31 protein-coding genes are annotated in these 26218 nt (G+C 72.7%); 16 read left to right on the top strand and 15 right to left on the bottom strand.

The window, feature by feature from the left end; all coding sequences use genetic code 11:
* The 3 genes from ACZ6W9_RS34945 to ACZ6W9_RS34935 form a co-directional block, all read right to left on the bottom strand.
* Window positions 1-241, bottom strand: a 241-nt coding sequence (locus tag ACZ6W9_RS34945; protein ID WP_470121603.1) for a response regulator, incomplete at its 3' end; no start/stop codon positions are given.
* Complete coding sequence (locus ACZ6W9_RS34940) at window positions 232-1317, bottom strand: sensor histidine kinase (RefSeq protein WP_389962464.1); 1086 nt, start codon at window positions 1315-1317, stop codon at window positions 232-234. The genes ACZ6W9_RS34945 and ACZ6W9_RS34940, both read right to left, overlap by 10 nt.
* Window positions 1301-1438: a hypothetical protein gene (locus tag ACZ6W9_RS34935; protein ID WP_389962467.1), complete on the bottom strand. Its 138-nt coding sequence runs from the start codon at window positions 1436-1438 to the stop codon at window positions 1301-1303. The genes ACZ6W9_RS34940 and ACZ6W9_RS34935 overlap by 17 nt, the downstream gene beginning before the upstream one ends.
* A 255-nt stretch (window positions 1439-1693) precedes the next feature.
* Between ACZ6W9_RS34935 and ACZ6W9_RS34930 the strand changes: the two genes are divergently transcribed.
* Window positions 1694-2347, top strand: a complete 654-nt coding sequence (locus tag ACZ6W9_RS34930) for a hemerythrin domain-containing protein (RefSeq protein ID WP_389962470.1) — start codon at window positions 1694-1696, stop codon at window positions 2345-2347.
* A 133-nt stretch (window positions 2348-2480) separates the two neighbouring features.
* Here the strand turns inward: ACZ6W9_RS34930 and ACZ6W9_RS34925 are convergent, their stop codons facing one another.
* The gene (locus tag ACZ6W9_RS34925) at window positions 2481-5903 is read right to left on the bottom strand and encodes a BTAD domain-containing putative transcriptional regulator (RefSeq protein WP_470121600.1); all 3423 of its coding nucleotides are present in this window, start codon (window positions 5901-5903) and stop codon (window positions 2481-2483) included.
* A gap of 122 nt (window positions 5904-6025) precedes the next feature.
* Here ACZ6W9_RS34925 and ACZ6W9_RS34920 point away from each other — a divergent pair, with 122 nt between their 5' ends.
* A complete protein-coding gene (locus ACZ6W9_RS34920; RefSeq protein ID WP_389962476.1) occupies window positions 6026-6337 on the top strand; it encodes a hypothetical protein in 312 nt (103 codons plus the stop codon).
* Window positions 6338-6482: 145 nt separating this feature from the next.
* Here ACZ6W9_RS34920 and ACZ6W9_RS34915 read toward each other — a convergent pair whose 3' ends face one another.
* On the bottom strand, window positions 6483-7064 hold the full coding sequence (locus tag ACZ6W9_RS34915; RefSeq protein ID WP_389962479.1) for a TetR/AcrR family transcriptional regulator: 582 nt from the start codon (window positions 7062-7064) through the stop codon (window positions 6483-6485).
* Between the two features lie 59 nt (window positions 7065-7123).
* Between ACZ6W9_RS34915 and ACZ6W9_RS34910 the strand changes: the two genes are divergently transcribed.
* From ACZ6W9_RS34910 to ACZ6W9_RS34900, 3 genes are read left to right on the top strand one after another with little or no spacing between them, the layout of a single operon-like run.
* Complete coding sequence (locus tag ACZ6W9_RS34910) at window positions 7124-8170, top strand: ATP-binding cassette domain-containing protein (protein ID WP_470121597.1); 1047 nt, start codon at window positions 7124-7126, stop codon at window positions 8168-8170.
* The gene (locus ACZ6W9_RS34905) at window positions 8167-8802 is read left to right on the top strand and encodes an ABC transporter permease (RefSeq protein ID WP_470121595.1); all 636 of its coding nucleotides are present in this window, start codon (window positions 8167-8169) and stop codon (window positions 8800-8802) included. Before ACZ6W9_RS34910 ends, ACZ6W9_RS34905 begins: the two co-directional genes overlap by 4 nt.
* Complete coding sequence (locus ACZ6W9_RS34900; RefSeq protein WP_470121593.1) at window positions 8803-8997, top strand: hypothetical protein; 195 nt, start codon at window positions 8803-8805, stop codon at window positions 8995-8997.
* Window positions 8998-9082: 85 nt separating this feature from the next.
* Here the strand turns inward: ACZ6W9_RS34900 and ACZ6W9_RS34895 are convergent, their stop codons facing one another.
* The gene (locus ACZ6W9_RS34895; protein WP_470121591.1) at window positions 9083-9484 is read right to left on the bottom strand and encodes a winged helix-turn-helix transcriptional regulator; all 402 of its coding nucleotides are present in this window, start codon (window positions 9482-9484) and stop codon (window positions 9083-9085) included.
* 92 nt (window positions 9485-9576) lie between these two features.
* On the opposite strand from ACZ6W9_RS34895, the gene ACZ6W9_RS34890 reads away from it, so the two are divergent.
* From ACZ6W9_RS34890 to ACZ6W9_RS34880, 3 genes are all read left to right on the top strand, one after another.
* Window positions 9577-10398: an NAD(P)H-binding protein gene (locus ACZ6W9_RS34890; RefSeq protein WP_470121589.1), complete on the top strand. Its 822-nt coding sequence runs from the start codon at window positions 9577-9579 to the stop codon at window positions 10396-10398.
* Window positions 10399-10584: 186 nt separating this feature from the next.
* Window positions 10585-11463 carry a haloalkane dehalogenase gene (locus tag ACZ6W9_RS34885; RefSeq protein WP_389962494.1) on the top strand — a complete coding sequence of 293 codons (879 nt, stop codon included), beginning with the start codon at window positions 10585-10587 and terminating at the stop codon, window positions 11461-11463.
* Between the two features lie 175 nt (window positions 11464-11638).
* A complete protein-coding gene (locus ACZ6W9_RS34880; RefSeq protein ID WP_470121588.1) occupies window positions 11639-12178 on the top strand; it encodes a DinB family protein in 540 nt (179 codons plus the stop codon).
* A gap of 155 nt (window positions 12179-12333) precedes the next feature.
* On the opposite strand, the gene ACZ6W9_RS34875 is transcribed toward ACZ6W9_RS34880, so the two are convergent.
* Window positions 12334-12801, bottom strand: coding sequence for a MarR family winged helix-turn-helix transcriptional regulator (locus ACZ6W9_RS34875; protein ID WP_470121586.1), 468 nt, complete (start codon window positions 12799-12801; stop codon window positions 12334-12336).
* Between the two features lie 51 nt (window positions 12802-12852).
* Between ACZ6W9_RS34875 and ACZ6W9_RS34870 the strand changes: the two genes are divergently transcribed.
* Window positions 12853-13677 carry an alpha/beta fold hydrolase gene (locus ACZ6W9_RS34870; protein ID WP_389962503.1) on the top strand — a complete coding sequence of 275 codons (825 nt, stop codon included), beginning with the start codon at window positions 12853-12855 and terminating at the stop codon, window positions 13675-13677.
* Window positions 13678-13711: 34 nt separating this feature from the next.
* On the opposite strand, the gene ACZ6W9_RS34865 is transcribed toward ACZ6W9_RS34870, so the two are convergent.
* The gene (locus ACZ6W9_RS34865; protein ID WP_389962507.1) at window positions 13712-14353 is read right to left on the bottom strand and encodes a response regulator transcription factor; all 642 of its coding nucleotides are present in this window, start codon (window positions 14351-14353) and stop codon (window positions 13712-13714) included.
* A complete protein-coding gene (locus tag ACZ6W9_RS34860; protein WP_389962510.1) occupies window positions 14350-15528 on the bottom strand; it encodes a sensor histidine kinase in 1179 nt (392 codons plus the stop codon). The genes ACZ6W9_RS34865 and ACZ6W9_RS34860 overlap by 4 nt, the downstream gene beginning before the upstream one ends.
* 87 nt (window positions 15529-15615) lie before the next feature.
* Here ACZ6W9_RS34860 and ACZ6W9_RS34855 point away from each other — a divergent pair, with 87 nt between their 5' ends.
* Entirely contained in the window at window positions 15616-16692 is a 1077-nt protein-coding gene (locus ACZ6W9_RS34855; protein ID WP_389962513.1) for a hypothetical protein, read from the top strand.
* Window positions 16693-16745: 53 nt separating this feature from the next.
* Here the strand turns inward: ACZ6W9_RS34855 and ACZ6W9_RS34850 are convergent, their stop codons facing one another.
* Window positions 16746-17366: a TetR/AcrR family transcriptional regulator gene (locus ACZ6W9_RS34850; protein ID WP_389962516.1), complete on the bottom strand. Its 621-nt coding sequence runs from the start codon at window positions 17364-17366 to the stop codon at window positions 16746-16748.
* A gap of 71 nt (window positions 17367-17437) precedes the next feature.
* Between ACZ6W9_RS34850 and ACZ6W9_RS34845 the strand changes: the two genes are divergently transcribed.
* Window positions 17438-18043: a peroxiredoxin-like family protein gene (locus tag ACZ6W9_RS34845; protein ID WP_389962519.1), complete on the top strand. Its 606-nt coding sequence runs from the start codon at window positions 17438-17440 to the stop codon at window positions 18041-18043.
* Window positions 18044-18093: 50 nt separating this feature from the next.
* Here the strand turns inward: ACZ6W9_RS34845 and ACZ6W9_RS34840 are convergent, their stop codons facing one another.
* Window positions 18094-19080 carry an NAD(P)-dependent alcohol dehydrogenase gene (locus tag ACZ6W9_RS34840; RefSeq protein ID WP_389962522.1) on the bottom strand — a complete coding sequence of 329 codons (987 nt, stop codon included), beginning with the start codon at window positions 19078-19080 and terminating at the stop codon, window positions 18094-18096.
* A 165-nt stretch (window positions 19081-19245) separates the two neighbouring features.
* Between ACZ6W9_RS34840 and ACZ6W9_RS34835 the strand changes: the two genes are divergently transcribed.
* The gene (locus tag ACZ6W9_RS34835) at window positions 19246-19917 is read left to right on the top strand and encodes a DUF2306 domain-containing protein (RefSeq protein WP_389962525.1); all 672 of its coding nucleotides are present in this window, start codon (window positions 19246-19248) and stop codon (window positions 19915-19917) included.
* Here the strand turns inward: ACZ6W9_RS34835 and ACZ6W9_RS34830 are convergent.
* Window positions 19914-20570 carry a response regulator gene (locus ACZ6W9_RS34830; RefSeq protein ID WP_389962528.1) on the bottom strand — a complete coding sequence of 219 codons (657 nt, stop codon included), beginning with the start codon at window positions 20568-20570 and terminating at the stop codon, window positions 19914-19916. The genes ACZ6W9_RS34835 and ACZ6W9_RS34830 overlap by 4 nt on opposite strands.
* Window positions 20567-21700 (bottom strand): sensor histidine kinase, encoded by a 1134-nt coding sequence (locus tag ACZ6W9_RS34825; RefSeq protein WP_470121582.1) that lies wholly within the window; start codon window positions 21698-21700, stop codon window positions 20567-20569. The genes ACZ6W9_RS34830 and ACZ6W9_RS34825 overlap by 4 nt, the downstream gene beginning before the upstream one ends.
* Before the next feature lie 155 nt (window positions 21701-21855).
* On the opposite strand from ACZ6W9_RS34825, the gene ACZ6W9_RS34820 reads away from it, so the two are divergent.
* From ACZ6W9_RS34820 to ACZ6W9_RS34805, 4 genes are all read left to right on the top strand, one after another.
* Window positions 21856-22236, top strand: a complete 381-nt coding sequence (locus tag ACZ6W9_RS34820) for a hypothetical protein (protein WP_389962533.1) — start codon at window positions 21856-21858, stop codon at window positions 22234-22236.
* The gene (locus tag ACZ6W9_RS34815; protein ID WP_389962536.1) at window positions 22233-22400 is read left to right on the top strand and encodes a hypothetical protein; all 168 of its coding nucleotides are present in this window, start codon (window positions 22233-22235) and stop codon (window positions 22398-22400) included. Before ACZ6W9_RS34820 ends, ACZ6W9_RS34815 begins: the two co-directional genes overlap by 4 nt.
* Window positions 22401-22785: 385 nt before the next feature.
* Entirely contained in the window at window positions 22786-23598 is an 813-nt protein-coding gene (locus ACZ6W9_RS34810; RefSeq protein WP_389962539.1) for a phytanoyl-CoA dioxygenase family protein, read from the top strand.
* 89 nt (window positions 23599-23687) lie between these two features.
* A complete protein-coding gene (locus tag ACZ6W9_RS34805; RefSeq protein ID WP_470121605.1) occupies window positions 23688-24536 on the top strand; it encodes a TrmH family RNA methyltransferase in 849 nt (282 codons plus the stop codon).
* Window positions 24537-24927: 391 nt separating this feature from the next.
* Here ACZ6W9_RS34805 and ACZ6W9_RS34800 read toward each other — a convergent pair whose 3' ends face one another.
* Together ACZ6W9_RS34800 and ACZ6W9_RS34795 are read right to left on the bottom strand one after the other, a co-directional pair.
* Window positions 24928-25155 (bottom strand): hypothetical protein, encoded by a 228-nt coding sequence (locus ACZ6W9_RS34800; protein WP_389962542.1) that lies wholly within the window; start codon window positions 25153-25155, stop codon window positions 24928-24930.
* A gap of 570 nt (window positions 25156-25725) precedes the next feature.
* Window positions 25726-25908 carry a hypothetical protein gene (locus tag ACZ6W9_RS34795; protein ID WP_389962544.1) on the bottom strand — a complete coding sequence of 61 codons (183 nt, stop codon included), beginning with the start codon at window positions 25906-25908 and terminating at the stop codon, window positions 25726-25728.
* Window positions 25909-26218 lie beyond the last annotated feature (310 nt).

The raw sequence follows: 26218 nt of genomic DNA, 5'->3' as shown, positions 1-26218 counted from the left end.
CCAGGACCCTGACCTGCGGCCATCGCCGCCGGATCTCCAGCGCGGCGCGCAGACCCTCGTCGGTGTGGGTGGGCGGCATCCGCACATCGGCCACCACCGCGTCGGGCCGCTCACCGTCCACCGCCGCCAGAAGCGCGCCGGCGTCACCCACCGCGGCCAGGACGTCGTGGCCCTCCTCCTTCAGCAGCCGCACCAGGCCCTCACGCAGCAACGCCGAGTCCTCGGCCAGCATCACACGCACGGCAGTTCCGCCTCGATCACGGTCGGCCCGCCGGGCGGGCCGGCCACGGTGAACCGGCCGTCCAGCGCGGCCACCCGCCGAGCCAGCCCGGTCAGACCGCCGCCGGCGGCGTCGGCTCCGCCCATACCGTCATCCTCCACTCGCACGATGACCATCGTGCCCTCCCGGCGCACCTCAATGGTGACCAGGGTGGCCCCGGAGTGCTTGGCGGCGTTCGTCACAGCCTCACTGGCCACGAAATAGGCGGCGGTCTCCACCGCCGCCGGGGGCCGCTCCGGCAGCTCGCAGGCCACCGTGACCTTGACCGCGGCCCGCTCGGCCACCCCGGCCAGCGCCTCGGCCAGCCCGTGCGCGTCCAGCCCCGACGGGTACACCCGCCAGGCCACCTCGCGCAGCTCCACCAGCGTCTGCTGGGCCTGCTCGTGCAGCTGTTCCAGCAACTCCGGGCGGCCTCGGCGGGCGCGTCCGGCGAGCATGGACAGCGCCACCAGCCGCTGCTGCACCCCGTCGTGGAGGTCACGCTCGATGCGCCGCCGTTCGGCGTCGACCGCCGCGACGACACCGGCGCGGCTCTCGGTCAGCTCGGTGATCCGCCGCCGCAGCGCCTCAGCCGGGTCGGGGGCGAGCAGCCGTACGGCCAGCCGCCGCTCCAGCGCCTCCACCCCCACCAGACCGCACACGTCCAGAAACAGCAGAACGAAGCCCAAGAGGCTCAAGTAGGCCGTCAGCAACGGGCTGGGCAGCATGCCGTCGAACGCCTCCCCGTGCCCCCACGACCACGCCAACATGACCGCCAGGCGGAAGCCGATCACGAGCAGCAGCACCACGATGCCGCCCAGCACACCCACGGAAATCCGGGCGGCCAGGTAACGCAGCTCACCCTCCTCGTTCCTGCCGGGGAGGTCCAGGCGCAGCCGCCACAGCTCCAGCCGGGTCAGCCACGAGGCCGCCGCGCGTACCGCGGGACGGCCGGCGAACGGCGCCGTCACCAGGACGAACAGCAAGCCCACGAGGGCGGTGACCGCGCCGGCCGCCACCGCCCCGACGAGCCGCAGCCCGCTAACCGCCCAGCGCATACCGCTCCTTGCGCCGCTCACTCGACCGCACGCCCACGAAGACCGCCACGGCCGGCGCGACCGCGACCCCGGTTCCCGCCGCGCCGAGCATTTCCATCAGGTGAGTCAGCCGTTCCGTCACGTGTCAGAGACTAGAAACGGTCAGGGTGTGGCCACCATGAGGCGGATGGCCGTTCAGGGGTGCGGGAAACCACAGCTGCCGTGGCCTGCCTGGCCGGGGCCGGTCGGTTCATGACCGAGGCCGACGTGGAATGAGCCGGGCCACCGCGAGCGGCGTCATTGAGTACCGTCCTTAGTGACCTCCAAGTAGCCCATAAGTGGATCCCCCCAGTCTGGATCCGGCACCCCGTCCGGACCTACCGAGGAGACCCCCGCCATGACCGCCGACGCCATGACCCCCGAGCTTCTGGGCTTCCAGCTCACCCACCGCGCCATGCGGGGCGACACCCGCCGCCTGGCCGTGCTGGCGGCGGAGCTGACCGAAGGCCGCCAGAGCGCCGACCCGGCCCGCGCCCGGACCGTCTCCGAGTACATCAGGACCCTGTGCGCGGGCATCCACCACCATCACACGATGGAGGACCGCGTCCTGTGGCCCGTCCTCGAACGGTCCGCCGGGGCCGAGGTGGACCTGCGCGACCTGAGCGACGACCATTCCTCGCTGGACCCGCTGCTGAACGAGATCGACGGCCAGGCCGCCGCGTTCGCCACGACCCGGGACGCCTCCGCCCTGGCCTCGTCGCTGACCCGGCTCGCCGACCTGCTCGACGAGCACATCGAGGAGGAGGAGCGGCTGCTCTTCCCCGTCATCGCGAAGTACGTCTCCGTGGCCGACTGGAAGAGGGTGGAGGACGCTGTCCGCAAGGGCACCAAGCCCGGTGTCGAGCTTCCCAGGATCGAGCAGTACGCCCGGCCCGAGGAGCTTGCCCGGCTGCGCAAGTTGGCCGGGCCGATGCTGACGGTGCTGCTCGCGGTGTTCCGCGGCGGACACCGCCGCCGCCAGCGGCAGATCTTCGGCCCTCTGGCCGTATGAGCCGGGAGCGGCCGGGTGAACCGGATGAGCCGGGAGGCGGGAGCGGGCGGGAACCGGAAGCGGCTCCGCCGTACCCGTCGCCGCGCTGATCCGCTCCCGAACCGGCGGCGGTACGGCGAGGCGGCGGGGCGACTCACCGTCCGCCCGTACGGCCCCCGCCCCGCCGGGCCCTCGACTCCTCCGCCCGCCGGGTCGCCTCGGCCGCCCGGCGGGCCCAGTGCGGGGAGCCGAGCCGTTCGGCGACCCGTTCCGCCGTGGCGTAGTGGGCGGACCCGTCCCGGCCCAGCGCCTCGGCCAGGTCGCCCAGGATGTGGGCGACCGGCCCGAGGGTGACCGACCCGCAGTGCAGCCCGGCCGCCTCGCCGTCCCAGGGCAGCAGTTCCTCGTAGCAGCGCCCGGCCGTCGGCAGGTCGCCCAGCGCGACGGCGTTCTCGGCCCGCAGCGCCGTCTGGACCAGCCAGTAGTAGTCCTTCCTGACCCGCCGGTCCGGCTCCCAGAACGTCCGGGCCTCCTCCGGCCGGCCCTCGGCCACCAGGGCCCGGGTCAGGATCTCCGAGACGTCGGACGGGACGAGGCGGTACATCGCCATGATCTCCGGGATGTCCTGCGGCAGGCCGCCCGCCAGCCGGGCGACGAAGCGGCCAATGACGCCCGCGCCGGCCGCGTTGGCGCCTCCGGCCGCGGCCATCCGCTCGGCCGCCGCCGCGTAGGACCGCTCGGCCCCCGTGAAGTCGCCCGCGATCAGCAGGAGCAGGGTGTCGAGCATCGACAGCACGCTCAGCGCCAGCCCGAGCTGGCCGCCGGTGGAGTGTTCGAGCGCCCGGTCGGCGTGGTGGCGGGCGGCGGCGAGGTCGCCACGGCCCAGGCTCACCATGTACAGGGCGTGGTGGCCCTGCATCTCGTAGCCGGGCAGCCCGGCCTCCCCGCCGAGCTCAACCAGCTCCCGGCCCACCGCCTCCAGCTCGTCGCGCCGGTGCGGCGTCAGCAGGACGAAGTAGCGGGCGTTGAGCGCCAGGCAGACCAGCTCGGCGCGGCCCAGCCGCCGGGCCAGCCGCAGCGCCTCCGCGCCGGCCCGCTCGCAGGTGTCGTCGTCGTGCCCCTCCAGTTCGAAGGTGAGCGTGGCGAGCAGCCGGCAGCGGGTCTCGTCGTCGGTCCCGGCGGGGTCCGCCAGCGCCTCCCGTACCGCCGCGACGAACACCTCGTCGACCTGCCTGTACGGCTGGATGGACCAGGTCACCGGAGCCTCGTAGCAGGTCAGCGCCCGGGTCATGCCGGTGCCGAGCCGACGCGCCGCCTCCATCGCCCGTTCCCGGTGGCACCGGGCGGCCATCACGTCGCCCTCGTGGGCCTGGACGCCGACCAGGCCGCAGAGCAGGTCGAGCCGCCGGTCGTCATCGTCCCCGACGAGGTCGAGCGCGCCCCGGTAGAGGAACCCCGCCTCCCGGTAGGCGTGCATGGCCGCCGCCTTCCGGGCCGCCGCCACCACGTACGGCACGGCCCGCCCGGCCGTTCCCGGCGTGGCCGCGGCGAGCGCGTGGTGGCCCAGCGCCGAGACGTCCCCCGGCCGGACCCGCTCCAGCGCGTCGAGGACCCTGCCGTGCAGCCGGGTACGGCGGATGCGGGGGGTGTCCTCGTAGAGCGTCTCGCGCACCAGCACGTGGGCGAACCGGACCCGGCCCGGGGCGGGCTCGTCCAGCAGCCCGGTCAGCACTCCGGCCTCCAGCCCCTCCAGCAGCGCGTCCTCGTCGGAGCCCGCCATCGCGAGCAGCACGTCCACGTCCACGTCCCGGCCGACGATCGCCGCGTCCCGCAGCGCGGTCGCGGCCGTGGCGGGCAGCCGGGCGATCCTGCGCCGGATCAGGTCGCGCACCCCGGGCGGCAGCGCCCTGGCCGCCGCCATCCCGTCCGTGCTGATCAGCCGGGCGGTCTCGGACACGAAGAGGGGGTTGCCGCCGGTCCGTTCGGCCACCGTACGGGCGATGACCGGGTCGACGTCCAGCCCGGAGCGTTCCCGCAGCAGCAGGGCCACCTCGTCGCCGTCCAGCCCGCCCAGGTCGAGCCGGTGGCTGCCGTGCCCGGCCAGCGCCGCCCAGGTCGCGCCGAGGTGGTCGGTGGCCTCGGCCGGGCGGTAGGTGGCCAGGAACATGATCCGCGCCGCGGCGGGCCGTACCGCGAGGTGCCGCAGCAGGCCGAGCGTCTCGTCGTCGGCGCGGTGCACGTCCTCCAGGACGACCAGCACGCGGACGTCCTCCCGTACGGCCCGCGAGAGGTAGTCCTCCACGGCCCTGGCGAGGTGGAACCGGCCCGTCGCCGGGGCGTCGTCGGTCAGCAGGGGCGCGAGCCGCGCCGCCATGTCGTCGCCGGGGGGCAGCTCCGCGGTCAGGCGGCGCAGGATCTCGCTCCACGCCCACGCGGGCGGCGCCCCGCCGTCGGTCTCCGGGCACTGCCCGGTGGCGGTCAGCCATCCGCGGCCCGCCAGCCTCCGCGCGAACGCGCCGGCCAGGGCGCTCTTGCCCGCCCCCGCCTCGCCGCCCAGCCAGACCGTGCTCGGCCCGGAGTCTTCGGAGACGGCTTCCAGCCGGGCGAGCTCCGCCGTACGGCCGACCAGCCCGCCGTCCGGCTCCCCCTGCCCGGGGGCGCGCGGCGCGGCCGGGGAGGGGGCGGGCGCGTCCCGGCGGGGGAAGACCGCCACCCCCCGGCCGTGCGGGGGGACGTCGGAGTCACGGCGGCGGGGGAGGGCGGTCCGTTCCCGGGGGCGGGCGGATCCGGCGTGGCGCGGGGAGCCGTGATGCGAGGAGTGGTGGCGGAGGGAGTCGGCGTGGCGCAGTATGTCGGCCTCCAGCGCGCGCAGCGCGGGCCCGGGGTCGACCCCCAGCTCGTCGGCGAGGGTCGCGCGGGCCCGGCGCAGCGCGGCCAGCGCGTCGGCCTGCCGTCCGGCCCGGTAGTGCGCCAGCGCGAGCAGCCGGACGGCGTTCTCCCGCAGCGGGTGGGCCCGGACGTGCCGTTCGAGTTCGACCCCGGCCTCGCGGCCGAGTGCCAGCAGCGCCTCGGCCCGGTGCTCCACCGCGACCAGGCGCAGCTCCTCCAGCCGCGCCGCCTCCGGTTCGGCCCACCGCTCGTCGGCGAACTCGGCGTAGGCCGGTCCCTGCCACAGCCCCAGCGCCCGGTCGGCGAGGTCGAGTGCCCGGTCCCCGTCGTCCTCGGCGAGCGCGGCCGCGGCCGCGTCGATCAGCCCCGGCAGCAGCCAGGCGTCCACCCGCTCCGGTTCCAGGCGGAGGCGGTAGCCGGGCGCGGCGCTGACCAGGACGGTGGCGGGCGCCCGGGGCGGACGGCCGGGTTCGAGGACCCTGCGCAGGTTGGACACGTACACCTGGAGGGCGGCCAGCGCCCGGGGAGGGGGGTGCCCGCGCCAGAGGTCGTCGATGAAACGATCGGTGGAGACCACGTGCCCGCCCGCGGCGACGAGCCGGGCCACCACGGCTCGCTGCCGGAAGGGGCCGAGGTCCGCCGGACCACCGTTGATCTCCGCCTGGAGCGGACCGAGAACGCGCAACATAGCAAGGGCAGCGTAAGCGGTCCGGATTGCCGTTGGATTGACGTCGTCCGGCAGCATGATGCCGTACGGTTCCGGGATCCGGCCCGGGGATCCGGCTCAGGGGTTCGACAGCGAGGAGCGAGATGCCGCACGACCGGCGCGTGGAGACGATCCGGGCGCTCGACGAGAGCGACCGGCGGCACTGGTACTGGCACGGCGTGGACGACGACGGCCACGTGTGGCTGTTCGACGCCGTCATCGACGACGGCGGGGAGTACTGGCCGGTCAGGCATGCCGAGCTGGGGTCCGACGGGGTGGCCCGGCGGTACTCGTGGCGGCACATCGAGGACGAGCACGGCTTCCTGGCCGAGGGGCCGATCTATCCCGACGACTTCGGCCTGACCAAGCTGACCGCCGAGGAGTTCGCCACGCTGTGGGCCGCGCTCGACCGCTGACGGTTTCGGCCGTTGACGGGCCTGACCGCTGACGGGAACGGCAGAGGCGGAGACGGCAGACGGCAGACGGTGGCGAGGGACGGAGAACCGGCGACGGGCACGGACCGGGGAAGGGGCGCGGAAATGGAAGAGGGGACGGGAGTCCTCATCTCTTCCCGGTGACGACTCCGTTCTCGAAGGTCCGGATCACGGCCGGCGTGACGCCGTGGCGGGGCAGCTGCCCCTTCTCCGCCGCCTCCCAGCCGGTGTAGACGAGTGCCCACAGCACCTGCTGGATCCACTCCGCGCCGAGCCCGGGGTCGAAGACCCCCTCGGCCTGGCCGCGTTCGATGAGGCCGAGCGTGGTCGGCACCGACGGGTCGGGCTCGAAGTCGAAACAGCCCGTCGCCTCCTCCAGCACACGTGGGTCGCCGAACAGGAACGCCAGCCGGTCGCCGACGTCCACCATGGCCGCGATCAGCCTGCGCATGGCCTCCAGCGGCGGCCCCTGGTCGATCGCCGCTCCCGCCGTCGATCTCTCGACCACCTGGAAGGAGTCGGTGACGGCCGCGTCGACGAGCACCTTGCGGTCGGGGAAGTAGCGGTGCAGCGTGCTGCGGCCGACCTGGGCGGCCTCGGCGATGTCGGCCAGCGTGGCGCCGCGGTCGCGGGCGAGGACCGAGGCCGCGGCGCCGAGGATGGCGCGGCGCGTGCGGCTGCGGGTTCCGGACTCCGGAGTGTCGCTCACCAGCGAAGAGTAACAGTACGCTCCATAAGGAGACATCGAAGCTTGTTTTTGAGACATCAATGTCCCACTATGGAGCGATGACATCCTTCGCAGTCGTCGCCGAGGGCTTGCGCAAGCGCTACGGCGACGCCGACGCCCTCGACGGATTCGACCTGGCCGTGCCGGAGGGCACGGTGTACGGCCTGCTCGGCCCGAACGGCGCCGGCAAGACCACGGCCGTCCGGATCCTGACCACGCTGCTGCGCCCCGACGCGGGCCGCGCCGTCGTCGCAGGGTTCGACGTGGTCACGCAGCCCGACCGGGTACGGCACGGCATCGGCCTGGCCGGGCAGCAGCCGACCGTGGACGAGATCCTCACCGGCCGGGAGAACCTGGAGATGTGGGGGCGGCTGTACCACCTCGGCGCGGCCGCCGCCCGCCGCCGGGCCGGGGAACTGCTGGAGCGGTTCGGGCTGGCCGAGGCGGCCGGGAAGCGGGTCAGGCACTACTCCGGCGGCATGCGCCGCCGCCTCGACCTGGCCGCCGCCTTCATCCTGGCCCCGCGCGTGCTGTTCCTCGACGAGCCCACCACCGGGCTGGACCCGCGCAACCGCAACGAGGTGTGGCAGGCCGTACGCGGTCTGGCCGAGGCGGGCAGCACGGTGCTGATGACCACGCAGTACCTGTTCGAGGCCGACCAGCTCGCCCACCGGGTCGCGGTGGTCGACGCGGGCCGGGTGATCGCCGAGGACACCCCCGAGCGACTCAAGTCCACGGTCGGCGGCGACCACGTCGACCTGGTCCTGCGCCAGGCCACCGACCTGGCCGCGGCCGCGCGCGTCCTGGCCGGGGTCGCCGGCGCCGAACCGGTTACCGACCACGACGCCCTGCGCCTGACCGTCCCCGTCCGCGACCGGATCGCCGCCCTGACCCGGATCATGCGGGAGCTGGAGGAGGACGGCGTCGAGGTGGAGGACGTCGCCCTGCGCCGTCCGACGCTGGACGAGGTGTTCCTCAGCGTCACCGGCGCCTCCGGCGCTCCCGTCGGCGGCGACGGCGGTGGCAGCGGTAGCGGCGGTAGCGGCGCCACCGGAGGAAGGACCACGGCGGGGAGGACCGCGGCATGACCGTCCTCCCCCTCACCCCCGCGCTCCCCCGCACGCGCCGCGAGCGGCTGAGCTGGACGCTGGCCGACGGGTGGACGATCGCCCGGAGCAACCTCATCCACTGGACGCGCAACCCCGCCGCCGTCCTCAACGTGCTGCTGTATCCGATCGTGATGGTGCTGCTGTTCGGCTACGTCTTCGGCAGCGCGATGAACGTCGCCGGGGGCGGCGACTACCGCGAGTTCCTGATGCCCGGGATGTACGCCCAGTCGATGACCATGGGCGTGATGACCACCATGATCGTCGTCGCCACGAGCTCCGCCCGCGGCGTCACCGACCGGTTCCGCTCGATGCCGATCTCCCGGGCCGGGGTGGTGCTGGGCCGTTCCTTCGCCGACATGGTCAACTCCGTGCTGGAGCTGACCGTCCTGCTCGCCTGCGGGCTGGTGGTCGGCTGGGGCTGGCACCGGGGCGCGGGCGCCGCCCTGGCCGCCGTCGGCCTGCTGCTCCTGCTGCGCTTCGCGCTCATCTGGGTCGGCATCTACGTCGGGCTGGTGCTCACCCCCGAGTCGGCGAGCGCGGCCTGGATGCCGCTGCTGCCGATCACCATGCTCGCCAACACCTTCGTCTCCCCCGCGCTGATGCCCGGCTAGATGAGGGTGATCGCGGAATGGAACCCGCTTTCGGCCACGGTGGCCGCCTGCCGGGAGCTGTTCGGCAACCCTGGCTGGGGCGGCGACTCCTGGGCCGCCCAGCACGCGCTGTGGCTGGCGATCGGCTGGCCGGCGCTGATCACGCTGATCTTCCTGCCGCTGTCGGCGCGCCGATACCGGCGGCTGAACAGCTGATCCACCGCTCCCGCCGGCCGCCGGCCGGCGGCGGCTCTCCTGATCGCGCCCGCCCATGACGGGTGCGGTCACCCCGCCGGCGCGGTCACTTTCCTCCGGCGCGGTCGAACTCGGCCTGGGTGTCGAGGATCTCGAACGCGTGGTCCCGGATCCAGCCGAACAGCTCGGCCAGCGGCTCGCCGGTGCCCCTGCCGAGCGGGGTCAGGCCGTAGGTGACCTTCGGCGGCGTGGACGGCTCCACCTCGCGCCAGACCAGGCCGTCGCGGACGAGCGTGCGCAGCGTCTGGGAGAGCATCTTCTCGCTGATCCCCTCGATGCGCTCACGCAGCTCGTAGAACCGGAGGTCCTCCCGCTGGAGGGCCATCAGGACCCACACCCCCCACCGGCTGGTGACGTGGTCGAGCACGACCCGCGCCGGGCAGTTGCTGTGAAACACCTTACTCATCGTGCCGGGCGTCCACTCGGTGACCTGCATGCGTCCCTCCATGTCGTGAGCTTACCTTGAGGTACGTACTTCCCGGAAGTAAGCCCCCTCCCTAGCGTGAGCTTCCACACCACACGCCTGCTGAGGAGCTTTTCATGATCGTAGTAACGGGAGCCACCGGGAACGTCGGCCGGTCGCTCGTGCGGGCGCTCGCCGAGGCCGGCGAGCGGGTCACGGCCGTCTCGCGGCGGCCCGCCGACGGGGGCCTGCCGGAGGGCGTCCGGCACGTCCCGGCCGACCTCGCCGACCCCGAGAGCCTCCGGCCCGCGCTGGACGGCGCCGACGCGCTGTTCCTCCTCGTCGCCGGGGAGGACCCGGACGGCGTTCTCAAGGTCGCCGCGGCGGGCGGCGTCCGGCGGGTCGTCCTGCTGTCCCCCCAGGGCGCCGGGACGCGCCCGGAGTCCTACCCCCACCCGCGTGCGTTCGAGGACGCCGTACGGCGGTCCGGCCTGGAGTGGACGATCCTGCGGCCGGGCGGCTTCGCCTCCAACGCGTTCGCCTGGATCGAGCCGATCCGCGCGGCGCGGACGGCCGCCGCGCCGTTCGGCGACGTCGGGATCCCGTTCGTCGACCCGCAGGACATCGCCGAGGTCGCGGCCGCGGTCCTCCGCGAGGAGGGGCACGCGGGCCGTACGTACGAGCTGACCGGACCCGCGCCGACCACCCCGCGGGAGCGGGCGCGGGCCATCGGCGACGCGCTGGGAACCCCGGTGCGGTTCGTCGAGCAGAGCCGCGAGGAGGCCCGGGAGCAGATGCTGCGGTTCATGCCCGAACCCGTGGTGGAGGGCACCCTGTCCATCCTGGGCGAGCCGTCGGAGGCCGAGCGCCGGGTGAGCCCGGACGTCGAGCGGATCCTCGGCCGAGCGCCGCGGCCCTTCGCCGACTGGGCCGCCCGCAACGCCGCCGCCTTCCGCTGACCACCCGCGCACCGCGCCCTCCAGCGGCCCGCGCACCCCTGACGCTCCGGCCTCCGCGTCCCCCACCCGCCCCGCGCATCCCGGCGCCGGGTGTCCCCCGCCCGTCCGGAGGGTCCTCCCGAGGGCCCGTCCGGCCACCCCACCCGCACATCGACAGTTCGCGCGCCAGGCGCGGAAAGGCACGGCATGCCCACCGCACACGTTCTCGACTCGACGATCTTCTACCGGGAGACCGGCACGGGGACCCCGATGGTCTTCCTGCACGGCAACCCGACGTCCTCCCACCTCTGGCGGCACGTCCTGCCCGCCGTCGGCGGCCCCGGCCGTCTGCTCGCACCCGACCTGATCGGCATGGGAGACTCCGGCAAACCGGACATCGAATACGGCTTCGACGACCACAGCCGGTACCTCGACGCGTGGTTCGACGCGCTCGGCCTCGACGACGTCGTGCTGGTCGGGCACGACTGGGGCGGCGCCCTCGCCTTCGACTGGGCCGCCCGCCACCCCGGCCGGGTCCGGGGCGTCGCGTTCACCGAGACCATCGTCAAGCCCATGACCTGGGAGGAGTTCCCCGAGGGCGGCCGCCCGCTCTTCCAGGCGATCAAGACACCGGGCGTGGGCGAGACGATGATCCTGGACGACAACGCCTTCATCGAGCAGGCGCTGCCCGGCACCGTGGCCACCCCGCTGACCGAGGAGGACCTCGACGTCTACCGCGCGCCGTACCCCACCCGGGAGAGCCGGCGGCCGCTGCTGAGCTGGCCGCGGGCGATGCCGCTGGGCGGGGAGCCCGCCGACGTCGTGGCCAGGGTCGCGGCCTACGGCGAGTGGCTGGCGGCCAGTGCCGACGTGCCCAAGCTGCTCGTCACCTTCGAGCCCGGCCCCGGGACGATGATGGGCCCGGAGATGATCGACTGGTGCGCCGCGAACATGGCCGCCCTCGACGTCGACAGGCGCTCCGGGGTCGCCGGCCACCACACCCCGGAGGACCGGCCCGCCGCGCTCGCCGAGGCGATCGCCACCTGGTCCGACCGATACGGCCTGCGCCGCGCCGCACGGAGCTGACCACGTGGCCCCGCGGCCCGGCCGTCCGCGGCGTAGCCTGTCCTCCTGTGAGCACCGAGGTGACCCACTCCGCGCCGTCCCGGCCGACCGGGGCGTCCGTCGTGACCCCGGACGGCGGGAGGGCACCCGTGAAATCCCGTGGAGCCGGGACCTCCCGTCGGACTAGGTTTCCGTCATGCCCGAACTCGAGCGGCTCCGCTGGCAGCTGGACGTGTCCTGGTCGTTGCTCTCTCATCACCTTGAGCGGGTGACCGACGAGGAGGCCCTGTGGGAACCCGCGTCGAACTGCTGGAACGTCCGTCGCCGGCCGGATGGGACGTGGGCGGCCGACTGGGCCGTGCCGGAGCCCGAGCCGATCCCGGTGACGTCGATCGGGTGGGTGATGTGGCACATCGGCTTCTGGTGGAGTCACGCGCACGAGCAGTGCTTCGGGGACCCCGGCGCGGCGGCCGACTGGTCGCGGGCCGCGGCGGTGACACCGTGGCCGGGAGACGTGGCGTCGGCGATCGGATGGCTGAACGGGTGCCGTGACCGGTGGGCCTCCGCACTGGACTCCCTGAGCGGGACGGAACTGGGCTCCACCGAAAGAAGCCGCTGGTTCGCCGACGGGACGCTCTCCCTGGGACATGTGCTCGCCTGGGCGAACATCGAACTGATGAAGAACGCCGCGGAGATCGGATCGCTGCGCCACCTGTACAACGCGGACCGGGGCTGACGAACGGCACGGACGGTGTGACACGGAGTGATGCCGACGCCACCGTCCAGGAGGTCATCACAGGCTGGCGGGCCACTGCCAGGATCAAGGCCGGCCCCGCGCAGTACGACAAGGCTCGCCGGCCCACGAACGGAGACTTCGGGCCGGTACGGGTTTCACCACCCCGTCGCGGGCCCGCCGGACTCCCGGGGACGCCCCGGGGAGAGGCGGGCGGCGACGGTCTCCAGGAGGGCGACCACCTCGGCGACCCGCGCAGGGTCGTCCGTGTCCAGTGCCTTCGCGAGCGGGCCGTCGATCGGCGCGGCCCGCACCTCGGCCACCCTCTCCGGCACCTCGGGAGCGACCTGGACGAGGGTGCGGCGGCGGTCGGCGGGGTCGGGGCGGGTCACGACGGCGCCGGCCGTTCGCAGCCGCCCCACGGCGGCGGAGACCGCGCTCTGCGGCAGGCCGGTGCGCGCGGCGATCTCGCCGATGGAGGTCTCCGCATGGTCGCGCAGGTCGGCGACGACCACCAGGACGGTGCGGGTGCCGGTGGTCTGCGGCCCTATGCCCTCGACGGGCATGGCCTCCTCGCCGATCTTCATCAGCGTGCGGCCGAGCAGGAAGAGGTCGACTCCGTTCATGCCGTCAAATTTACATCAAAAAAGATGCATCAAGTCTGATACATTCCGGCCATGAACGGAATCCTCCGCGTCCCCGGCGCCCGTCTCTACTACGAAGTCCACGGCACCGGCCCGGTGCTGCTCATCTCCCAGAGCGGCGAGGGCGACGCCCGCCGTACGGTCGACCTGGTGGACCGGCTCGTCGCCGACCACACCGTGGTCACCTACGACCGGCGCGGCCTGTCGCGCAGCGTCCTGGACGACCCCGGCGCCGGCGTCACCATGGCCGAGCACGCCGACGACGTCCACCGGCTGCTCGCGGAGGTCACGGACGCGCCCGCCGACATGCTCGGCTGCAGCTTCGGCGCGGTCCTCGGCCTGCACGTGGCCGTCGATCACCCCGGCAGGATCGGAACGCTCATCGCCCACGAACCCGTCGCCCCCGCCCTGCTCCCGCCCGCGGAGCGCGACCACCATCGACAGGAACTCGCGGACCTGCAGCGGCTCTACCGCGATCAGGGGCTCGCCGGAGCCGTCGCCGAGATCGCCGCGGTCCTCGGCATCAGGCTCGGCGAACAGCAGACCGAGCCGGGGCTCACCCCGCACCCGATGGACGACCGGCGCCGGGCCGACTTCGACTTCTTCATCCGCAACGACTTCGGCGCGGTCATCGAGGACACGCTGGACGTCACCCTGCTCAAGGACACCGCCACCCGCGTCGTCCCCGCCGCGGGGCGCACCACCCCGCGCCACGTGTTCGACCACCGGTGCGCGCACGAACTGGCGGCCCTCGTCGGCGCCGAGGTGGCGGAGTTCCCCGGCGGGCACAACGGCAACCTCACCCACCCGCGCGCCTACGCCGCCCGCATCCGCGAACTGCTCCGCCCCTCCTCCTGACCCGTCCGCCGAGGGAGTGCGCGGTGTGGAGGGATCAAGACTCGATGCCGGCCGGTACCAGGCCCAGTTCGTACGCGAGGACCGCCGCGTGCGTGCGGTCGCGGGCGCCGAGCTTGCCCAGGACGTTGGTCACGTGGGTCTTGACCGTCTCCCTCGACACGTGCAGCACGGCGGCGATCTCCGGGTTCGCCTCTCCCAGCGTGATGTGCCGCAGCACCTCCAGCTCGCGCGGGGTCAGAGCCACCCGGGGCCGCTGGCCGGCGCCGCGCGCGTGGGCCGAGGCGATACGGCGGAGCGCGCCCGGGAAGAACACCGCGTCACGCGAGTGCACCAGGCGGACGGCCTCCACCAGTTCGCTCGCGGGGGCGCGTTTGAGCACGTAACCGGCGGCTCCGGCGCGCAGCGCCCCCCACACGAGCCGGTCGTGCTCGAAGGTGGTGACCACGACGACGCGGGTGGATGGAGAACGGCGGGACAGCTCGGCGGTGGCGGCCAGGCCGTCCATCACCGGCATGCGGACGTCCATCAACACGACGTCGGCTCCCGCGCCCGCCTCGACGGCCTCGCGTCCGTCCGCGGCCTCGCCCACGACGGTGAGGTCATCGTGCAGGGAGAGCAGCGCGGACCACCCCTCGCGGATCAGCCGGTCGTCGTCGGCCAGCACGACGCGGATCACAGGGGAAGCCTCGCCCGGACGCGCCAGGTGGCGTCCGCCCGTTCCAGCGTGCACGTCCCTCCGGCCAGGCGGGCCCGCATGTGCATGCCGAGCAGGCCGCGCCTCCTTCCGGCGGGAGCGGACCCGGCATCGGTGCCTATGCCGGTGTCGGTGTCGGTGTCGGCGGCCGCGTTCTCCACGGTCAGCACCAGGTCGCCGGCCACGGCGACGTCGAGTGTGATCGGGCCGCGCCCGTGGCGCAACGCGTTGGTGAGCGCCTCCCTGGCGATGGCGTAGGCGGCGCGCGAGGTCGTCTCCGGGATTCCGTCGAGACGTCCGGCGCTGACCCGCACGTCGAGCCCGCGGGTGAGGGTGTGGAGCGAGCCGAGCGTGGGCGTCCGCGCGGCGTCGTCCCCGTCATCGAGGACGCCGAGCACCACATCGAGCTGTTCCTGGGCCGAGCGGGCCGCGTCCACCAGGTGATCCAGCGACCGCGCCGCCCGAGCAGCGTCCGCTTCCGTCAGGTGGTCCAGCCGCCGCGCCGCCCGCGCCAGGTCCGATTCCGAAGCCGGTTCCGGGTCCGGTCCGGGCCGCCGCAGCGCGGCCTGCGCCGCCATGCCCTGCACCAGGACGACGCTCAACGCGTGACCGACCGAGTCGTGCAACTCCAGCGCGAGGGACTGGCGGCGGCCGAGCTCCTCCAGCGCGCCGGAAGGCTCGGCGCGCAGCAGGCGACGGGCCGTCCACCGCTGGCCGAGTCCGGCGGCGGCCAGGAGGGCCAGCACGACGGCGGTCAGGGCGAGCGTCCCGGCCGCCTCGGCGGGGTTCCCGCTCCACCGCTCGACGTCACCCAGCCTGACCAGCCCGGGAGACAACAGCAGCACACCGGCGCCCAGCGTGGCGCCGCCGTACAGATGGAGACCCGTCAGTGCGGCCAGGTACAGCCGGTCGGCCCTCGGCGGGACCTCGACATCGAGGAGTTCCTGCAGCGCGACCGCCTCGATGCGCCGTACCAGCGGGACGGCGGCGAGCAGCGCGGCGGCGGGCAGGCACACCGCCCACAGCGCCAGGACACGCGCCGGCGTCCGCTCGGCGAGGACCACCAGGCCGAGCACCACCGCCACCGGGGTCAGCAGGGCCGCGCCGAGTGCCTGGTAGACCGCCGCCCGCACGACACGTCCGGTGGGTCCGTTCACGACGCCGATGCTAGCCGCGCCGCCGGGACGCGCCCTCCCCCGGCAGGGGGAGGTGACGTCCCGGATGCGTTCCTAGCGTGGGACGGCGTGATGAGAAACGTTCGGATCGCCGTCGCGCTGCTGTTGTCCGCCGTGACCGCCGTCGGCCTGCTGTGGTGGATGAGCCCGGCGAGCTACCCCTTCGGGGCGCGCGACCGTGTCACCGTGTCGCTGTCGCATCTGGTCGAACACGACGTGGCCGGCCCGATGACCGTCGCGGCGGGGCTGGCCGGGCTGGCGCTGTCGTTCGCCTCGGGCAGGGTGCTGAGGGCGGGCGCGGTCGCGCAGGCGCTCTTCTTCGGCGTGGTGCTGTCCGACGCCGGCATCATGTCCCTGCTGGGCTACGGCATGGCGCTGCTCGGGCCCGTCGCCCTGGTGGCGGGCCTGGTCATGGCGGGACTGCGCGGCAGGCCGTGGGGGTTTCCCGTACTGGGAGCCCTGCTCGTCCTGGCGGTGGCCGGCGCGCTCAGCGGGATGGTCTCGCTCGGAGGGTTCGCGGTCAACGTGGTCGCGAGCTTCGGCGCGTACGCCGGGCGGCTGGCCTGGACGCTGGCAGACGCCGTCGCCTGCGCGGTCTGGGTGGCGACGGCGGTGGCGGCCTTCGGAACCGGCCGGGCGATGCGGTGGACGCGCCCGGAGGCCGTCGCCCACTGGGGACGCGTCGCCACGATCGGAGCGGCCCTGTGCCCGCTGCCGTACGCGCTGTACCGGCTGACCTGGCTGACGCCATGGCCCACGGACGTCGATCCGGCGGTGCTGGACATGGCCCCGGGGCTCAGGGCGCAGGGCCTGGCCCTCGCGTTCGCCGGCGTCGGCGGCGCGGTGCTGACGCTCGGGCTGGTCAGCGGGTGGGGCGAGGTGTGGCCGCGGTGGGTGCCGGTCGTGCACGGCCGTCCGGTCCCCGTGCGCCTGCCCGTCACGACGGGAGGGCTCATCGCCGGCGCCTGCTGCCTCGCCTCCCCCGGCCTGGTGGTCAACACCGTGGAGGACGGAAATCCGCTCATCCTGCTGCTGTGGCCGTATCCGCTGTGGGGGGTGCTCCTGGGCGCCGCGGTGTTCGCCTACTGGCTGCGCAGACGACGGCCCGCCGCCGGGACGCCGGAGACGGCCGGCCTCCGGAGGTGACGGACCGTTCAGGAGCCGGTGCGCGCCGACCTGGCGACGACCGGCCTGACCGTTCAGGGGCCGGGGGCGTGCCGTATGCCGTGCAGTACGGCGGTCAGGCCGTCGTCGAACTCGGTCTCGGCGTCGACGCCGCGGGACTCCCGGGCGGTCTCGGCCAGGAGGGGGAACTCCGGCAGGCCGGCGATGACGCCCGTGCCGGAGCCGGCCAGCGGGCCGAGGTGGTCGAGCTGGAGCGCCCCGATGACGTAGGCGAGCAGGCAACGCAGCGCGACCACCCGCCGGGGCCCGTCGAGGCCCGCCTCCCTGAGGATTCCGACGAGCGTCTCCGACCATCCCAGCAGCCGCTCGGACCGGTGCCGCTGGGCGACGACCAGCGGGATCACCGGTGGATGCGCCCCCACGGCGTCACGCAGCCGCCGGACCATGACGGTCACCCGGCCGGTCCAGGGCCCGGCGGGATCGGGCGGGGCGGTGTCCATCCGGGACAGGACCAGGTCGACGACGAGTTGTTCCAGTTCGGCGCGGTCGGTGACGTACCGGTAGAGCCCCATGGTGCTCATGCCGACCTCTTTGGCGACGGTGCGCATCGTGAGCCCGGCGAGGCCGTCGCGGTCGATGACGGCGAGCGCGGCGGCGGCCAGCGCGGTCGGGGTGAGCGAGCGGGGACGAGGCATGGCTCTTGACAGCGTACGGCATACGCTTATCCTCGTAGGCGTATGCCGTACGCCAAAGAGCGGAAAGGCCCATGAGCTCATTCACCCACCCCCGGACCGTCGGCTCCCGCGTGCTGACCCCCGTCAACCAGCCGCCGCTCGCCGTCCCCTCCCCCGACCGGCTGATCCACCTGCAGTTCCGGCGGTTCGCCGGCTGCCCGGTCTGCAATCTGCACCTGCGCTCGGTGGCGCGGCGGCACGACGAGATCGAGGCGGCCGGCATCCGTGAGATCGCGGTGTTCCACTCGCCGGCGGACGAGCTGGCGCGGCACGCCGAAGGACTGCCGTTCGCCATGGTCGCCGACCCGGACCAGCGGCTCTACCGGGAGTTCGGCGTGGAGCCGTCCGTCCGCGCGCTGCTCGACCCGCGCGTGTGGCCGGCGATCGTCCGCGGCGTCGCGGTGAGCACGTGGCGGATGCTGCGGGGGCGGGACCGCGCGCCGTCGGCCTTCCCGCACGGCGGGCGGTTCGGCCTTCCCGGCGACTTCCTGATCGCCGGCGACGGCCGGGTACTCGCTTCCAAGCTCGGCCGCCACGCCTACGACCAGTGGTCGGTCGACGAGCTGCTCGCGCTCGCCGCCCGCGTTCCCCGGACCGAACCGGAGGCCGGCGCCACAGGGAGGAGGGAACACGCCTGACACCCCTCGCCGGTCGTCGCACGTGGGACGCCTTCCGGTGAGGGCTCCGCTCAGAAGGAGATGACGACCTTGCCGGGAACGTGACCCTCCTCCAGGTAGGCGATCGCCCGGGGGATCTCCTCGAAGGGGTGCCGACGGTCGATGACCGGGATCACCCGTTTGTCGTCCAGGAACGCGCTCAGCGTCAGCAGGTTCCGCTTGGGGCTGGGGCAGCTGAGGGCGTCGGCCACCGATATCCGGTGACCCGCGAAGCGGGACGCCGCCAGGGCGGAGAACACCTGGCCCATGGGCTGTATCCAGCGGCCGGGCGGGCCGCCTACCACCACGTAGGCCCCCTTGGGGACCAGGGTGCGGCGGGAGACGGAGACCGGCCGGCTTCCGGCGATGTCCACGAACAGGTCGTAGCGCCGGGTCTCGCGGGTGAAGTCCTGGGTGGTGTAGTCGATGACCCTGGTCGCGCCGAGGGAGTGGACCAGGTCGGCGTTCCGGGCGCTGCAGACGCCGGTGACCTCGGCGCCGAGGGCGCGGGCGAGCTGCACGGCGAACGTGCCGACCCCGCCGGACGCGCCGTTGATGAGAACACGCTGGCCGGGCAGGATGTGGCCCTCGTCGCGCAGGGCGAGGAGGGCGGTGTTGGCTGCCATCGGAACCGCGGCGGCCTCCTCGTACGAGAGGTTCTCCGGCTTCGGGGCGAGGTCGGATTCACGGACGCAGACGTATTCGGCGAAACCGCCGCCGTTGATGACGGCGAAGACGTCGTCGCCGGGGCGGAACTCCGTGACGTTCCGGCCGACGGCTTCGACCCGGCCGGAGACGTCGGCTCCCAGGATGGTGACCTTGGGGACGCGGAGCCCCAGACCGCCGGGCATCAGGCGTGCCAGGTACGGCTCGCCCCGCATGTTGTGCCAGTCGTACGGATTGACGGAGCCGGCGCGTACCCGGACCAGGACCTCGTCGTCGCGAGGAACGGGGACGGGGATCTCGGTGAGCGTCAGGACATCGGGGGGACCGTACGAGCGTGAGACGAACGCCTTCATCGCCATCTCCCTGTGCGAGTCGGTGCCGGGGTGATTGAAAGGCTAGGAAACGCGATCGCACCCACGAATCAGCCGAAAGTACGCCTGATCGCTGGATGATCGGCCGAGCGGAATCGGGCCTTTCGTGCGATGAGTGGAGACGGGCGAAGAAGTCACGATCCCCTCATGACCGAAAGCAGCGTGAGGGGCGCGAAGCCCGACAAGGTACGGCCCGGCGGACGGCGCGCCGGAGCCCCCGGCTGGATGGTCCCCACCGGCCTGATCATGCTCAGCGCGATTCCGGTGGTCGCCGGCGCGCTGCGCCTGGGGGAACTGGCGGGCGGCGCGACGGGCGATCCCGCCGACGCGCGGTTCTTCGCCGCGCCGCTGCCCGTGGTGGCGCACATCATCGGAGCGTCGATCTACGGCATCGTGGGCGCCTTCCAGTTCACGCGGAGGTTCCGTCGCAGGAGGCCGGCCTGGCACCGCATGGCGGGACGGGTCCTCATCGTCTGCGGACTCGTCACCGCCCTCTCCGGCCTGTGGATGACCGTGTTCTACCCCCGCCCGGAAGGCGACGGCGATCTCCTCGCGGCGTTCCGGCTCGTGTTCGGCACGGCGATGGCGGTCTCCATCGTGCTCGGCTTCGCCGCCGTCCGGCGAAGGGACCTCCGCCGCCACCGCGCCTGGATGACCCGCGCCTACGCGATCGGCGTGGCCGCGGGCACCCAGGCGTTCACCCAGCTCCCCTGGATGCTCCTCGTCGGGCCTCTCACCGAGACCCCCAGGGCCCTGCTCGTGGCCGCCGGATGGTTCATCAACCTCGCCGTGGCCGAATGGGTCATCCGCAGACGCTAGCTCCTGATCCGGTGGGTCTCGTACGCCCACATGGCGATCTCCACCCGGTTCCGGGCGCCGAGCTTGGCCATCAGGCTGGCGATGTGGGTCTTGACGGTGCTGAGTGAGATGTGGAGTTCGTCGGCGATCTCACTGTTGGTACGTCCCCGGGCCACCGTGACGAGGATCTGTTCCTCGCGCTCGGTGAGCGCCTCGATGGGACGGACCAGCGGCGCGGCGGGCCCGGCGTGCGCGAAGGCGGTGAGCAGGCGGGCGGTGACGCTCGGAGCGATGAGGGCGTCACCGGCCGCCGCGGCGTGAACGGCCTGGGAGAGCAGCTCGGCGCCGGCGTTCTTCAGCAGGAACCCCCGCGCTCCCGCACGCAGCGCCGCGTAGACGTACTCGTCGAGGTCGAAGGTGGTGATGACCACGACGGCGAGCGGGTCGTCGACGGCGGGCCCGGCGAGCATCCGGGTGGCCTCGATGCCGTTGAGCACGGGCATCCGGATGTCGAAGAGGCACACGTCCGGCCGGAGCCGCCGGGCGAGCTCGACCGCTCGCCGCCCGTCGGGGGCCTCGCCGACCACCTCGATCCCCGGCTGCGCGTCGAGGATCATCACCAGCCCGGTACGGACGATCTCCTGGTCATCGGCGACCAGCACCCGGACGCTCATCCGGTCACCCCGGTACGCGGCAGCACGGCGGTCACGCTCCACCCCCGGCCGGGATCGGGGCCCGCCACACAGGTGCCCCTGAGGAGATCGGCTCGTTCCATCATGCCGATGATCCCGTACCCGGGTGTCCCCGTGGGACGGGCGGGATCGCCGTCGTCGCTCACGTGCAGACGGACCGACGTGTCACCGGCGCTGACCCGGACCAGGACGCGGGTGGCGTGCCGCGCGTGACGCCGGGCGTTGGTGACCGACTCCTGGGCGAGGCGGTAGATCGCGGCCTCGACGGGAGGGGAGAGACCGGCGGTGTCGCCCTCGACCTCCACCCGGACGGACGGGCCGGACCGTCCCGGACTTTCGAGCTGGGAGAGATCGGCGATGCTCCGTCCGGGCGCCAGGTCCGCGGGCGCGTTCCGGCGGAGGACGTGGACCATGGCGCGCATCTCGGCGAGCGCCTGGGCCGCCTCCGCCTCGATCACCCGCAACGCCTCGGTGGCGGCGTCCGGCCGTGACGCCGCCGTCGCCAGCCCCGCCTGCGCCCGGATCGCCATCGCCGAGACGTGATGGGCGACGGTGTCATGCAGATCCCGGGCCAGTTGCTCGCGTTCGAGCAGTTTGGCCTGGTCGAGTTCCCTCGTCCGCGCCCTCGTCCGGTACCGGAACGCCGCCCCCAGGGCGGTCGCCGCGAGCACGACGGCGAAGGCGGCGGCGGTGTCGGCGGGACCGGGGTAGTCCACGACCACGGAGAACGCGGCCTTGACGAGAATGATCGCCAACCCGGCGACCGCCTCCCGCCCTGACCCCCACCGGAACAACGCGTAGGGCAGGAGAAGCAGATAGACCATGGTGTTGGACTCGGGTGAGTCACCGCCCAGCAGCACCTGGGCCACACCGGACGCGCCGAACGCGATCGCGACCATCAGCAGCGGCCGGGTGCGGCGCCACAGCAGTGTGGGTACCAGCCCGGCCGCGAGGATCACCGAGACGACCCGCGAGGGCATGTCCGGCCGTACCACCCCTTCGAGCAGCGCGACCGGCAGCAACACGCCGACGAGCACCCAGTCTCGCCACACCCGCCGCGGTGCGCCGGGGGGACGGGGCTCGTACCACACGGAGCGAATGAGGCCGTGCACGAAGTCATGGTACGAGAGACTCCGCCACTTACAATCAGCCCAAAGTACGAGACATTTCGCTCACCGAATTGATAACCATCTCGAACATGGATCAGAACCGTCCACGCCCTCATGCGTTCAGCTACTGAGGAAGCTCAACCCGAGAAAGGTTGCCCATGCGTCTGCATCCGGGTGAGACCCAGGCCGTCGGCTGGCAGGTGGTAACCGTTCTCGATGCCGTCCGGCGGTTGTGTGACGCATCACCCGGCGTCACCGGACGTGCGAGGGTGATCGCGATCGACGGCCGAGGGGGCGCCGGCAAAACGACCTTGGCCGAGCGGCTCCGCGGGGTGGTTCCCGGCTCCGCCATCGTGCACACCGACGACATCGCGTGGAACCACGCCTACTTCGACTGGGGCGCCGTACTCGTCGAGAACGTCCTTCGTCCCGTGCACCGCGGTGAGGCGGTGGACTTCCGCCCCGATGCCTGGATCACCCACGGCCGTCCCGGATCGATCACCGTGCGCGTGAACGGCCGTGGGACCGAGCCACCATGATCGTCGCCAGCCATCCACAGATCGACCACGACCCGGCCACCGAGCTGGTCATCGCCCCGCCCACGGGTTCCCAGGCCGCCGTCGCCGTCGAACACGCCCCGGCCGCCGGGAAACCGGTACGAGCGAACCCGCCGAGTCCTCTCTCGCCTCACGAGGAGACCTGACGTACGGCTCAGCCTCGCCGCAGAACCCGCCCTCCCCGACGGGCAGGCCGTACGGCCTGAAGCACGGACGGTGGCGGCCGGTCCCGGCGGGCACCGGTCTCGGCTGATCCGTCACGCCGAGTCCTCACCCGATTTCCACGGACTCTGTGGGGGGCGGACGTCGCCTACGTCTACTCCCCGTCCTTCTACGACGACTCCAGCAGCGTTCCTCCGTTGAACGCGGTCGTCTGGAACCGCGCCATGACCGAGGACCGCATCTGGACGGACCTCACCCACCAGTGGGAGAGCGAGTCCGATCGTGCGCCGGCGCCGTCGCCGCACACCCGACAGAAGCGGCGCGGAAAGTGTCGGGTTGTCGGGACCGATGCCGCCGCACGATGGGGGCATGGATGACACGACCCTGGTATCCCGCTTTCTTCGCGACGGCTTCGTGAAGCTGGAGGGCGCCGTCGCGCCGCGCGTGGCCGCGGACTGCGCGCGGCTCCTGTGGCGGGAGACGGGCTGCGACCCGGACGACCCGGCGACGTGGACACAGCCCGTGCACTGGGTGGGTGGCCTGGCCCAGGGGCCTTTCGCCGCCGCACCCAACTCCCCGTTCCTCCACCACGCGTACGACCTCCTCGTCGGCGCGGGACGCTGGGAGCCGCGCTACTCGCTGGGCTCGTTCCCGCTGCGCTTCCCGCACCCGGAGGAGCCGGACGACGCGGGCTGGCACATCGAGGGCAGCTATATGCCGGAGGGCGAGACCTGGTACTTCACGAATGTGCGCTCCCGCGACCGGGCGCTGCTGATGCTGTTCCTGTTCAGCGAGGTCGGTGAGGAGGACGCCCCGACCCGGATCCGGGTCGGCTCGCACCTCGACGCGCCGAAGGTGCTGGAGAAGTACGGGGAGGACGGGGCGAGCGGGCTGACCCTCGCGCCCGACCTGGTGGCGGCGTCCGACCACCGGCCGCTCGCCCTCGCCACCGGATCCCCGGGTGACGTCTTCCTGTGCCATCCGTTCCTGGTGCACGCGGCGCAACCACACCACGGGGCGCGGCCCCGCTTCATGGCCCAGCCGCCGCTGATGCCGGCCGCGCCGTACGAACTGGAGCGGGCCGACGGCGCGTACTCGCCCGTGGAGATCGCGATCCGCCGGGGCCTGGGAAGGGACACCCCCGGCCCGGACGGGGACGGCGCCGACGACAGCGCCGGATAGACGCGCTCGGCGCGGCAGGCGGGACACGGATAGGTCATGTACGGCGTCGGACAGACGCGTCCGGCGCGGCAGGTGGGGCACGGGTGGTCATGTACGGCGGAGGCGGGACAGCGGTGGGTCTGCGGGTGAGCGGCCGCAATGCGCGATTCCAACGGTGGGAGGCCCTCCTCCGGAGCCGGACCAAGCGGCAACGTCACGGTGAGTTCCTCGTGCAGGGCGTGCGCCCGATCACCATGGCCGTCGAACACGGCTGGCGGATCCGGGAACTGCTCTACGACGCCGGCGGTCAGCTGTCCGGCTGGGCACGCGGGGCCCTGGACACGGTCCGGGCCGAGAAGATCGCCGTCTCCCGTGAACTGATGCACGAGCTGGGAGGCAAGGCGGACACGGTTCCGGAGCTGCTGGCCGTGGTCGCGCTGCCGGAGGACGACCTGTGCCGGATCCCGGCCGCGCCGACCATGCTCACCGTCGTGTTCGATCGGCCCGCCAGCCCCGGCAACATCGGGACCCTCGTCCGGTCCGCGGACGCCTTCGGCGCCTCCGGGGTCATCATCACCGGCCATGCCGCCGACGTGTACGACCCGAAAGCGGTCCGGGCGAGCACCGGCTCGCTGTTCGCCCTGCCCGTGATCCGGGTGCCCTCACACCAGGCCGTTCTGTCCTGGGTCGATGAGATCCGTGCCGCCGGCATCGGCATGAGCATCGTGGGAACCGATGAGCACGGCGCACTGGATGCCGCCGAGTACGACTTCACGCAGCCCACGCTGACCCTGATCGGCAACGAGACCACCGGTCTCAGCTCCGGCTGGCGTGAGGCCTGCGACCGGCTCGTCCGGATCCCGATGTCCGGGTCCGCCAGCTCCCTGAACGCGGCGACCGCCGCGACCGTCGTGCTGTACGAATCGGCCCGCCAGCGGACCGCCGCCGCCCGGCGGTAGCGCGCCGGCGTTCCAGAGCCGTCCCCCATTCGCGGGCTGAAGGAGGGCGAAGGGCCATCGGATTAGAAGCGGATGACCCTTCATGGGCTTCGCATAGCCTCTGATCTGCGGAATGAGGTGTCGGGGTGAGCCGAAGACGGGGATCATCCCGTGCATGTCCCGCAACGCCTATCGAGTAGCCACGGCTCCCTATGAGTCCCTCATGGTCTCCTCGCTGACGGGCATGCAACGGGCACGGGGCATGGCTTCTGCTTCCTCGCGGCATGCCTATGGTCGTATGGCCGGGCCGAGGAAGGAACGTCTCCACACGGTCCTGTGGACGCCGGCTCGGCCGAGCGGGACGCTGGCATGGATGTGCTCGCGCTGTGTGCTTTCCCGTATGACAGCGGTCTCAGAGTTTGTACAGCCTGTTGAACGGTGTAGTGATTCGTTGCTGCCGCGATCCGAAATCGACGAACACGGCGATCTCGTCTTCTACAGCGATGACGACGCCGAGACCATACCGATCATGGGTCACTTGGTCGTTCACGCTGAACCGCTCGGCAGGCGGGGCGGGGGGCGGGGGCTTGAAGGGGCTTGTGGACAGGTGGCGACGGGGCGCGTCGCTGGCTGACTTCATCCCCACCAGTATGTGCCGCCTGTTGGAACGCTCGCAACGGGACATGGACATGGCCCTGAAAATGACCAAGGCGCGAGTCTGGATCAGCGTCCTGACCTAGGCCTTCGCGCGTGGAGCCGATGACGGGAATCGAACCCGCGCTGTCGGCTTGGGAACTGCATCGATCATGGCCCACTGGAACCCTGAGCTGGGCAGCGAGCCGGTCCTGAGTGACCGTGGCGGGCCCCTCGTCCCCCTCTTAATGGCTTGCTAAGGGCCCAACGATCAGCCAGCGACCTGGTATTTCTCGCGCAACGCGCGTACCCCGGCCCGCCTGATCATCCCGTCCGCCTTCGACCCGCCCGAAGGGGAAGCGGGCCAGGGTCACGGGGACAAGGTGGAGCCCCCAACCGCAGGAACGGCCTTGGCCCCGTGGCCCTGGCCCGCTCGGCTTGTCCTGGGTCGATGGTGGGCGGGATGATCAGGCTTCCACCTCAGCCACCCACGAACCTCAGGCCCGAACGGCGATCATCCCGGAGCCGGAGCGCCCCCGCCGGAGGCGATCTTTTCCATGAGGTACGGGTGGAGAGATCATCCGAGTAGCGGGAACTCGGCACGTGAGTGCCAGCGGTCTCCGTCGCTGACGAAGAGGCTGACCAACGTGACGTTGGCTGAGATGGGCAGTCGTGCGGTCAGCGCGGCTTCCGCCTCGTCGAGCACATGCGCCTGTTGGCCGTGGGCGACAGTCAGGTGCGGGATGGCGTACGGCTGCATGGTCCGGAAAAGCAAAAGAGGCCCCGTAGGGCCTCTGAGCTGCCAGTTGGCTGGTGGCAGGTGCAGGACTTGAACCTGCGTAGGCTGAGCCGACGGTTTTACAGGACATACCCGTTCTCAACAGTGCATGGTCGTTGACCTGCGGCAGCGCTTCTCTCTGCGTCGACCACGGCCTTGATCATTGCACGCATATTGCACGCCCTCCCTACCCGCCATGACGACCCAGTGCCCCGGGCAGAATCGAGCGCCTATCCACGTCATCTGGCGCAGCGACATCAGGGACGGTGTTGGCGGTGCCCGGGGCGCCTCG

Source organism: Streptosporangium sp. NPDC053982, from assembly GCF_055585205.1.
The sequence above is the reverse complement of the archived record's forward strand: the minus strand, read 5'-3'. Positions and strand labels throughout refer to the sequence as shown.

Bases quoted from the DNA above. Each gene is read 5' to 3' on its own strand.
- ACZ6W9_RS34940 (WP_389962464.1), bottom strand. From the start codon at position 1,317: ATGCGCTGGGCGGTTAGCGGGCTGCGGCTCGTCGGGGCGGTGGCGGCC.
- ACZ6W9_RS34930 (WP_389962470.1), top strand. From the start codon at position 1,694: ATGACCGCCGACGCCATGACCCCCGAGCTTCTGGGCTTCCAGCTCACC.
- ACZ6W9_RS34925 (WP_470121600.1), bottom strand. From the start codon at position 5,903: ATGTTGCGCGTTCTCGGTCCGCTCCAGGCGGAGATCAACGGTGGTCCG.
- ACZ6W9_RS34920 (WP_389962476.1), top strand. From the start codon at position 6,026: ATGCCGCACGACCGGCGCGTGGAGACGATCCGGGCGCTCGACGAGAGC.
- ACZ6W9_RS34910 (WP_470121597.1), top strand. From the start codon at position 7,124: ATGTCCCACTATGGAGCGATGACATCCTTCGCAGTCGTCGCCGAGGGC.
- ACZ6W9_RS34905 (WP_470121595.1), top strand. From the start codon at position 8,167: ATGACCGTCCTCCCCCTCACCCCCGCGCTCCCCCGCACGCGCCGCGAG.
- ACZ6W9_RS34900 (WP_470121593.1), top strand. From the start codon at position 8,803: ATGAGGGTGATCGCGGAATGGAACCCGCTTTCGGCCACGGTGGCCGCC.
- ACZ6W9_RS34895 (WP_470121591.1), bottom strand. From the start codon at position 9,484: ATGGAGGGACGCATGCAGGTCACCGAGTGGACGCCCGGCACGATGAGT.
- ACZ6W9_RS34890 (WP_470121589.1), top strand. From the start codon at position 9,577: ATGATCGTAGTAACGGGAGCCACCGGGAACGTCGGCCGGTCGCTCGTG.
- ACZ6W9_RS34885 (WP_389962494.1), top strand. From the start codon at position 10,585: ATGCCCACCGCACACGTTCTCGACTCGACGATCTTCTACCGGGAGACC.
- ACZ6W9_RS34880 (WP_470121588.1), top strand. From the start codon at position 11,639: ATGCCCGAACTCGAGCGGCTCCGCTGGCAGCTGGACGTGTCCTGGTCG.
- ACZ6W9_RS34875 (WP_470121586.1), bottom strand. From the start codon at position 12,801: ATGAACGGAGTCGACCTCTTCCTGCTCGGCCGCACGCTGATGAAGATC.
- ACZ6W9_RS34870 (WP_389962503.1), top strand. From the start codon at position 12,853: ATGAACGGAATCCTCCGCGTCCCCGGCGCCCGTCTCTACTACGAAGTC.
- ACZ6W9_RS34850 (WP_389962516.1), bottom strand. From the start codon at position 17,366: ATGCCTCGTCCCCGCTCGCTCACCCCGACCGCGCTGGCCGCCGCCGCG.
- ACZ6W9_RS34845 (WP_389962519.1), top strand. From the start codon at position 17,438: ATGAGCTCATTCACCCACCCCCGGACCGTCGGCTCCCGCGTGCTGACC.
- ACZ6W9_RS34840 (WP_389962522.1), bottom strand. From the start codon at position 19,080: ATGAAGGCGTTCGTCTCACGCTCGTACGGTCCCCCCGATGTCCTGACG.
- ACZ6W9_RS34835 (WP_389962525.1), top strand. From the start codon at position 19,246: ATGACCGAAAGCAGCGTGAGGGGCGCGAAGCCCGACAAGGTACGGCCC.
- ACZ6W9_RS34830 (WP_389962528.1), bottom strand. From the start codon at position 20,570: ATGAGCGTCCGGGTGCTGGTCGCCGATGACCAGGAGATCGTCCGTACC.
- ACZ6W9_RS34820 (WP_389962533.1), top strand. From the start codon at position 21,856: ATGCGTCTGCATCCGGGTGAGACCCAGGCCGTCGGCTGGCAGGTGGTA.
- ACZ6W9_RS34815 (WP_389962536.1), top strand. From the start codon at position 22,233: ATGATCGTCGCCAGCCATCCACAGATCGACCACGACCCGGCCACCGAG.
- ACZ6W9_RS34810 (WP_389962539.1), top strand. From the start codon at position 22,786: ATGGATGACACGACCCTGGTATCCCGCTTTCTTCGCGACGGCTTCGTG.
- ACZ6W9_RS34805 (WP_470121605.1), top strand. From the start codon at position 23,688: ATGTACGGCGGAGGCGGGACAGCGGTGGGTCTGCGGGTGAGCGGCCGC.
- ACZ6W9_RS34800 (WP_389962542.1), bottom strand. From the start codon at position 25,155: ATGAAGTCAGCCAGCGACGCGCCCCGTCGCCACCTGTCCACAAGCCCC.
- ACZ6W9_RS34795 (WP_389962544.1), bottom strand. From the start codon at position 25,908: ATGCAGCCGTACGCCATCCCGCACCTGACTGTCGCCCACGGCCAACAG.